This is a genomic window from Gloeocapsa sp. DLM2.Bin57, assembly GCA_007693955.1.
Classification (GTDB): Bacteria; Cyanobacteriota; Cyanobacteriia; order Cyanobacteriales; family Gloeocapsaceae; genus Gloeocapsa.
Genome location: RECR01000036.1, coordinates 1 through 8,757, shown reverse-complemented (window position 1 = coordinate 8,757; position 8,757 = coordinate 1). Strand labels below are relative to the sequence as shown.

7 protein-coding genes are annotated in these 8,757 nt (G+C 39.1%); 3 read left to right on the top strand and 4 right to left on the bottom strand.

The window, feature by feature from the left end; all coding sequences use genetic code 11:
• Positions 1 to 303 precede the first annotated feature (303 nt).
• The 3 genes from EA365_01640 to EA365_01630 all read right to left on the bottom strand — a co-directional run bounded on the left by EA365_01640 (position 304) and on the right by EA365_01630 (position 4,958).
• Positions 304 to 1,665 carry a hypothetical protein gene (locus EA365_01640; GenBank protein TVQ48411.1) on the bottom strand — a complete coding sequence of 454 codons (1,362 nt, stop codon included), beginning with the start codon at positions 1,663 to 1,665 and terminating at the stop codon, positions 304 to 306.
• A gap of 164 nt (positions 1,666 to 1,829) precedes the next feature.
• The gene (locus EA365_01635) at positions 1,830 to 4,556 is read right to left on the bottom strand and encodes a valine--tRNA ligase (protein TVQ48410.1); all 2,727 of its coding nucleotides are present in this window, start codon (positions 4,554 to 4,556) and stop codon (positions 1,830 to 1,832) included.
• The gene (locus tag EA365_01630) at positions 4,557 to 4,958 is read right to left on the bottom strand and encodes a hypothetical protein (GenBank protein ID TVQ48409.1); all 402 of its coding nucleotides are present in this window, start codon (positions 4,956 to 4,958) and stop codon (positions 4,557 to 4,559) included.
• A 125-nt stretch (positions 4,959 to 5,083) separates the two neighbouring features.
• On the opposite strand from EA365_01630, the gene EA365_01625 reads away from it, so the two are divergent.
• From EA365_01625 to EA365_01615, 3 genes are all read left to right on the top strand, one after another.
• On the top strand, positions 5,084 to 5,395 hold the full coding sequence (locus tag EA365_01625; GenBank protein TVQ48408.1) for a co-chaperone GroES: 312 nt from the start codon (positions 5,084 to 5,086) through the stop codon (positions 5,393 to 5,395).
• A gap of 66 nt (positions 5,396 to 5,461) precedes the next feature.
• Positions 5,462 to 7,087, top strand: a complete 1,626-nt coding sequence (gene groL, locus EA365_01620) for a chaperonin GroEL (protein ID TVQ48407.1) — start codon at positions 5,462 to 5,464, stop codon at positions 7,085 to 7,087.
• A gap of 62 nt (positions 7,088 to 7,149) precedes the next feature.
• Entirely contained in the window at positions 7,150 to 7,593 is a 444-nt protein-coding gene (locus EA365_01615; GenBank protein ID TVQ48406.1) for a DUF3531 family protein, read from the top strand.
• A 38-nt stretch (positions 7,594 to 7,631) separates the two neighbouring features.
• Here the strand turns inward: EA365_01615 and EA365_01610 are convergent, their stop codons facing one another.
• A complete protein-coding gene (locus tag EA365_01610) occupies positions 7,632 to 8,567 on the bottom strand; it encodes a homoserine kinase (GenBank protein ID TVQ48405.1) in 936 nt (311 codons plus the stop codon).
• Positions 8,568 to 8,757: the final 190 nt, after the last annotated feature.

Sequence of the window (8,757 nt, the reverse complement as noted above, 5' to 3'; positions counted from 1 at the left end):
GATAAAGTTCTAAGTCAACACGTCCACCATTGGGAAAAACATCGATATCTACATTTCTTCTGCGAGTTAGTTCAAAAGTATAAATATCGTGTTCAAACTCATCGGGAATCAAGAAAGTTTCGTTACTATAACGACCCCGAGAGAATTCTACTTCATAGTTATTTTGATTATCAAACATGATTAAATCCTTGCTAATTCTGAGATTTTAATGAAAGACGCTTTTTTTAGGTAATTGTTCCATAGCTGTTTAACAATTTTTTACAATCAAAAGTAACAAAGCTATAATATAAGTAATTTACATAATCAAAAATTAATCTGATTAAAACCAACTAGACTATTGAGTGTAGAAATATCCTGACCCAATTCTTGGTTAAGCAAAGGATTATTATCATTACTAAACGAACTGGTAATTGTATCTTCAGATAAGGTACTCATTTCTAAAGAAGGATTACTATTAATCGTGAGTTGATAATCAACTTGTTCCACATCATTATTAACTCCTGATAAACCAACGTGAACAAAATATGTTCCTTCTTGTAATCTCCTATTGAAAGACTGGTCTCCACTAGTATTAGATCTATCGAGAAGTTCATCGCTTCTATCCAGGATACCATTATTATTAGTATCCTCATAAAGTTCTAATTCTAGAGTACCATTAGAAGGTGATACAGAGATATCAATATTTCTTTCTTCCTCAAGTTGAAAAGTATAAATATCATGTTCTGATTCATTGGGGATTAAAATATTTGTGTTGGTGTATTCACCATCTCTAAATAACACATTAAAGGTCCTAGTATTTTCTGTAAATAAAGGATCAGAAGATGAACTACTAGAAGATGAAGATCCAGAGACTGAAACTCCTCCTAGAAAAAAGTTAGTGGAATTGTTGGGGAATAAGGTAACTGGTTCATTATTATCACCAATATTGACGTCAATGTCATAAACTAAATCATCTCTATTTCTATTGACTTCTCTTAAACCAACGTGAACAAAAAAAGTTCCTTTTGCTAGGGTTTTATTTAAACCTTTGCTACCATTTTTATGATTTCGACCGATAAGATTATCTTCTGTATCTAACCTGAAATTACTATTATCATCTCTATATAAATTTAACTCAACATTACCACCATTCGGGGACACATTAATCCTAACATCCTCTCTACTAGTGAGTTCAAATCTATAGATTTCTTGTTCAAATAAGCCAGGAATTAATAAACCTTCCCTATTATACTGAGAAGATTCTATGACATAATTATTAGTATTTTCCTTAAATAAGTCAGGAGCAAAATTATCGTTATTTAAGTTATCTATTTCAAGTTCATAAACTAATTCATTGCGGCTACTGGTGACTTCACCTATACCAACATGAACAAAATAAATCCCTTCTGATAGTTGCAAATCTAGGACTTCTGTACCTCCCTGACTGGAACGTTCGATTAATTCATCTTCCGTATCTAAAATTCTATTGTTATTACTATCTCGATAAAATTCTAGATTAATCCTACCCCCATTAGGAGTAACAGAGATATCAACATCTTGTCTATCATTAAGTCCAAATGTATAGATATTGTGTTCAAATACTCCAGGAACTAATAAACCTTCTCTCCTATAACTACCTTGAAAAAATATTATCTCGTCATTTAGCTCTTCTTCAAATTTAAACATGATTAAATTATAATTTAGGTATTTCAACAATTAGTTTAGCTAATTTTAGGTGTTAGGGGGTTATTCCAAATAAAGATAATGAGCGAAACAATAATTAATTCTTCATTCTTCATTCTTTATTCCCCTACAACCTACACCCCATTTAAGGAGTATCTAATCTCAAACTAGAGACGTTGCAGACGTTCTTGTAATATTTTAGCCTGAATTTGGGCTTCGTTTAGGTCTTTTTTCACGGTTTCTACCACTTCAGTAGGTGCTTTACTAGTAAACTTGGGATTATTGAGACGTTGGGTTAAACTCTCGATTTTAGTTTCTAGGGTTTGGTATTTTTTCTGGAGTTTCTGTTTAAAAGCGGGAATATCGATAATACCTGATAAGGGTATTAAAACTTGAATAGTTCCTACTACTGAAGCAATGGTTTGAGTGTTAGTTTCTGTTAAGGTAGGAGTAATAGTGAGATGTTCTACTTTAGCTAACTCCTGAATGTAATTTTTTCCTTGTTGCAAGATTTCTGCTTCGCTACTATTTTGGGTTTGTAGAATCGCGGGAACTTTCACACCTGGTTTTATTTCTGCTTCTGCACGTAGATTACGAATTGTACGAATTGTATTTATTAAGAGGGTAAATTCTGACTCTAGGGAAGGATTAATCAGGGTTGAATCTACTTGGGGGTATGACTGTAAGGCTAAAGAATCTCCCGCAGCTTGGGTAAGAGTTTGCCAGACTTCCTCAGTGATATAGGGCATAAAAGGATGTAATAATTTAAGAATCCCTTCTAGTACATAAGCGAGAATTTGTTGAGCAACTAGACGTGATTTAACCTCTGCTTGGGGTTGGAGTCGAGATTTAACTAACTCTATATACCAATCACAGAAATCACCCCTACTAAACTCATAGAGTGCTTTTGCTGCTTCACCGAGACCATAGTTTTCGATTAGTTGGCTAGTTTCTGTTACAGTTTGATAGAAGCGAGAGAGTATCCAGCGATCGCTCAATTCTAGAGATTGATACTCAGGTATTCCCAATTGACTAGGGGTTTTTCCCTCTAAGTGCATTAAAACGAAGCGAGAAGCATTCCAAAGTTTATTAGCAAAATTACGAGAAGCTTCTACAGATTCTGACTCATCGGTGGAGCGGTTATATTGTAAACTGATATCTTGTCCTGCACCTGCTACCTCTCTAATTAGAGTATATCTAAGAGCATCTGCTCCGTATTTTTGGCTCAATAAGAGGGGATTAATGCCATTATTGGCTGATTTAGACATTTTTTTACCGTTTTCATCCCTAACTAGTCCATGTATATACACGTCTTTAAAGGGCATTACATCGGTAAAATAACCCGCCATCATCGTCATTCTCGCTACCCAGAAGAAGATGATATCAAATCCCGTTACTAGGGTAGTATTGGGATAGTATTTAGCTAATTCGAGGGTTTGCTCGGGCCATCCCATAGTTACAAAGGGCCATAAACCCGAGGAAAACCAGGTATCGAGTGCATCATCATCTCGTACTAAGATTGCCTCTTTACCATAGGTAGCCATGGCTTTTGCGTCTGCTTCGGTTTGATTGTGGGCTACGATAAAGGGTGTGTTGTCGGTCATTTCCCCGTTAGTTTCACTAACTACGTACCAAGCGGGAATCTGATGACCCCACCAGAGTTGACGAGAGATACACCAGTCTTTGAGTTTAACTAACCAATCGCGATAAACTTTTTGCCAACGTTCCGGGACAAAATGGGGGGAATCCTCGTTATCTAAAGCTTTGAGGGCTTTTTGGGCTAGGGGTTCAATTTTGATAAACCATTGGGTAGATAAAAGGGGTTCAACGGGTACTTTACCGCGATCGCTATAGGGGACACTATGACGATAGTTTTCGACTTTTACTAATAATCCTTGAGATTCGAGACGTTTTACCACGTTTTTACGAGCTACAAAGCGGTCTTCTCCTGCGAATTCTCCCGCGTTTTCGTTAAGACTACCATCTTTATTCATGATATTAATTAAGGGTAGCTGGTGACGTTGTCCCATTTCAAAGTCATTGGGGTCGTGAGCAGGTGTAACCTTAACACAACCTGTACCAAATTCAGGATCGACGAATTCGTCAGCTATTATGGGTATTTCTCGTCCAATTAAGGGTAAAATAACCTTTTTTCCGATTAGAGATTGATATCTAGTATCTTGGGGGTTGACAGCTACTGCTGTATCTCCTAGCATGGTTTCAGGACGGGTGGTGGCGACTTGAATATAACCTGTGCCATCTTGGAGAGGATAGCGAAAATGCCAAAGATTCCCGTCTATTTCTTGGTTTTCTACTTCTAAGTCTGAGACTGCTGATTCTGAAGCGGGACACCAGTTGACTAGATATTTTCCTCGGTAGATTAAACCTGCTTCGTAGAGTCTGACAAAAGCTTCAACTACTCCTTGAGATCTCCTTTCATCCAGGGTAAAACATTCTCTAGTCCAATCTGCGGATAATCCTAGGGTTTTAAGTTGATTAATGATGCGATCGCCTGAATCTTGACGCCATTGCCAAGCTTTTGCTAAAAATGCTTCTCTTCCCAAGTCGTAGCGGGATTTTCCTTCTGCTTTGAGTTGTTTGTCAATAATCGTATGTACTGCTATACTGGCGTGATCCGTACCTGGTAAACAGAGGGTATTTTTCCCTTGCATACGGTGATAACGTACTAGGGTATCAATCAGGGCGGTATTAAAAGCGTGCCCCATGTGTAACTCTCCCGTCACATTAGGGGGAGGGATAACGATACAATAGCTTTCACCTTGACTATTGGGATTGGCTTGAAAGACTTGGTTTTCTTCCCAATATTGTCGCCATTTTTTTTCCGTTTGTTGGGGATCGTATTGAGTAGGGAGTTGTAGATTACTGTACGTCATTTATTTAGTTAGGTCTAATGTCTCTTGACTACGTCGTAAACCGCGTAAATTTCCTTCAAAACTTAGAGGATTAACTGCATCATTGTCAAAGTCTATATTATCTGTTACTGGTTCTGTTTGACCAGTCTCTCCTGTTTCTGTCATCGGAGTCATAATGATTATATCGTCAGTTGATTCTTCTCCTTTAACAGAAGTTGGAGTGTTAGTCTGTGTACCGTCAATAAGTGATTCTTGTGTACACAAATCCAAGAGATTAACTGTTTCCCCCGCGGGGTTAATCATGTAACAGGGTAGATTTGCTTGAGATAGGACTGAATCTACGTTTAAATTAGCTAGAGTAAGTCCTAGGGTGATAATCGTTATTTTTAGCTGAATTTTCATAATTTGTTCGGTAAACCACACTTATAAACTAGTTGCTATTGGATACCAAATTTAGTTAAATTAGCACTCAAGGGGTGAGAGTGCTAACTTGAATCTAAATCAACTGACTCAAACCATCTCAATTGTACATTTAAATAGGAGAACCTATGGCAGCAATTAGCATTAATGTAACCGAAGTTAAACCACTTGGCGATCGCGTTTTCGTCAAAGTAAGTCCCTCCGAAGAAAAAACCTCTGGTGGTATCCTTCTTCCCGATACAGCTAAAGAAAAACCCCAAATAGGCGAAATCGTCGCGGTAGGGTCAGGAAAAATCAACGATAATGGTACACGCATACCCCTAGAAGTAAAAGTAGGAGACAAAGTTCTCTACTCTAAATACGCGGGTACAGATGTTAAATTAGGCGGCGAAGAATACGTATTACTTTCAGAAAAAGACATTCTCGCAGCTCTTTCCTAGTCCCAATCTTTCCTAATTTTCACAATTGTTCCACTAACTATTAGAATAACAAGAGATCACAAATCTATGGCTAAATCAATCATTTACAACGAAGATGCACGTCGTGCTCTAGAAAGAGGTATTGACCTACTCGCAGAAGCAGTCGCAGTTACTCTCGGACCAAAAGGTCGTAACGTAGTACTAGAGAAAAAATTTGGTGCGCCTCAAATCGTTAATGATGGTGTAACTATTGCTAAAGAAATCGAATTAGAAGATCATATCGAAAACACAGGAGTTTCTCTAATTCGTCAAGCAGCGTCTAAAACCAACGATGTAGCAGGGGATGGAACAACCACAGCAACCGTAATCGCTCACGCAATGGTTAAAGAAGGTTTACGCAACGTAGCAGCAGGAGCTAACCCCATCGCTATCAAACGTGGTATCGACAAAGCTACAGAATTTTTAGTAGAAAAAATCAAAGAACACGCAGAAGAAGTAAAAGACTCTAAAGCGATCGCTCAAGTAGGCTCTATTTCCGCGGGTAATGACCAAGAAGTAGGTCAAATGATTGCTCAAGCAATGGATAAAGTCGGTAAAGACGGTGTAATCTCCCTCGAAGAAGGTCGCTCTATGACCACCGAGTTAGAAATTACCGAAGGTATGCGCTTCGATAAAGGTTATATCTCTCCTTATTTCGTAACCGATACCGATCGCATGGAAGCAGTATTTGAAGATCCCATGATCCTCATTACTGACAAGAAAATTGCTCTAGTCCAAGATTTAGTACCTGTTTTAGAACAAGTAGCACGTCAAGGTAAAGCCTTAGTAATTATCGCTGAAGATATCGAAAAAGAAGCTCTTGCTACCCTAGTAGTTAACCGTTTACGCGGTGTACTAACCGTAGCTGCGATTAAAGCTCCAGGATTCGGCGATCGTCGTAAACAAATGCTCGAAGATATCGCGGTATTAACTGGTGGTCAAGTAATTAGCGAAGATGCAGGTCTCAAACTAGAAAGCGCTAAAATAGAAATGCTTGGCTCTGCTCGTCGTATGACCATCACAAAAGATAGCACAACTATCGTAGCTGAAGGTAACGAACAAGAAGTTAAAGCGCGTTGTGAACAAATCCGTCGTCAAATCGAAGAAACCGATTCTTCCTACGACAAAGAAAAACTCCAAGAGCGTTTAGCTAAACTCTCTGGTGGTGTAGCTCTCATCAAAGTAGGTGCAGCTACCGAAACCGAAATGAAAGATCGTAAACTCCGCCTAGAAGACGCGATCAACGCTACCAAAGCAGCAGTAGAAGAAGGTATCGTACCTGGTGGTGGTACTACTCTAGCTCACCTAGCTCCTCAATTAGAAACTTGGGCTAACGAAAACCTCACCAATGAAGAGTTAACTGGAGCGATGATTGTTGCTCGTGCTCTTCCTGCTCCCCTAAAACGTATCGCTGAAAATGCGGGTCAAAATGGTGCAGTAGTAGCGGAAAGAGTCAAAGAAAAAGACTTCAACGTTGGTTACGACGCAGCTAATAACGAATTTACTGATATGTTAGAAGCAGGTATCGTTGACCCGGCTAAAGTAACTCGTTCTGCTTTACAAAACGCAGCTTCGATCGCAGGTATGGTTCTCACCACTGAATGTATCGTTGTGGATAAACCCGAAAAAGACAAAGCTCCCGCAGCTCCCGGCGGTGGAGATTTTGACTACTAATAGCTAGTAGTTCCCAACTTGACACCCTACCCAATGGGTAGGGTTTTTTATAGGAAAAAATTATGAAAGTAGAATTTAGAGAATTTAATCCCTTTGATTTGTGGATTTGGTTAGAATTTGAAACCAATCCCGCTCCTATGGAACAACAATACGTTGAGGAAGTGTTTAACTCCTGGTTTTACCTGGGAAAATTAGGAGCTTTTAACGCGGAAAATCTGCAAGTCCAAGATATGGGTATCGATATTAGTTATATGGAATACGTTCAACAATCAGATAACCAATCACTTATGTCACCCATGCACAATATGAGTGATTTTCAATACAACGGTGCTTGGGGTAGATGTTGGTTTGATTTGGGGATGAGTGATTTAATCGCTATAGATATCTTGATCAATGCTTTAAAACAACTTAGTCAAGAGTATGTACCAATTCAACGTCTCATTATTGGTGGAGAAAACGAAGACTGGTTAACCGACGATCGTTCCCAAGAAACTTTTGTGGAATAAGATCAACTTGAGGAAAGGGGTTAGGTGGAACGGTGTTATTATTCCTGTATATTATACTCCTCATTAATAATTCTAGTTCCTTGAGTATCAAGAGCTAAAGATTTAACCATAGCGGTAATGCCTAGATTTGACCAAGCTTGAGCTAAAGCTGATTCTACCGCGGTTGCTTGAGCAGAATCCACTAAGGCTAATAAAGTAGGACCTGCTCCACTAATCACTAAACCATAAGCTCCCGCGGCGATCGCCTCGGTGCGAAGTTCTTGATAACCAGAGATTAAACCTTCACGGTAGGGTTGATGAAGACGATCAGCCAAAGCTACCCTTAACCATTCCCCTTGATTAGTAGCTAACCCTCGTAAGAGTAATCCGAAATGAGCCACATTAAAAATAGCATCAGCACGCTGGATTTGTTTGGGTAATACAGAACGTGCTACTTCGGTAGAGAGTTCAAAATCCGGAATAGCTACCACTGGGGTAATTCTTTCAGACCAAGGAATGGGACAAATTTGCCAACCTTTCTCATTAGCTACGCTTAATTGACAGTTGCCTAAAAAAGCGGGTACAACATTATCGGGGTGTCCTTCTGTGGCGATCGCCAATTCTAACACTTCTGAAGGTTGCAGAGGATTTTGAGCTAGATAATTAGCCGCGACTAAACCTGCGACAATCGCGGTTGCCGAACTTCCTAAACCCCTAGCTAAGGGTACTCCTGATTCGATGTTAATCTCTACCCCTGGAATGTCTTGACCAATATGTTGATACAAGGTGCTAAAAGCTCGATAAAGCAGGTTATCAGGACTAGTACTCACACCTGTTGACTCACTACCTTGGACGGTTATTTTTAAGCTTGTCTCTGGGTTAATCTTAAACTCAAAACGATTATAGATGGTTAAAGCTGCTCCTAAACAATCAAAACCAGGACCTAGATTAGCAGTTGTTCCAGGAGTAATTACAGTAACGGTGGTTGGTGACATAATCCGATTTAGAAAAAATAAGCAACAAGATTTTAGCATTTCTAGAGAAGCAAGAAAGGAACATTATATCCAATGGAGTAAAAGAAAGCTAAAAATATAACAGAGGCACTCTTGCAAGAGAGGGGGGAGTGTGGGCTCACAGGTGTAGGTTTTTGACAATGAGATTCTGGCGAAGGTGAGACAAGGAAGA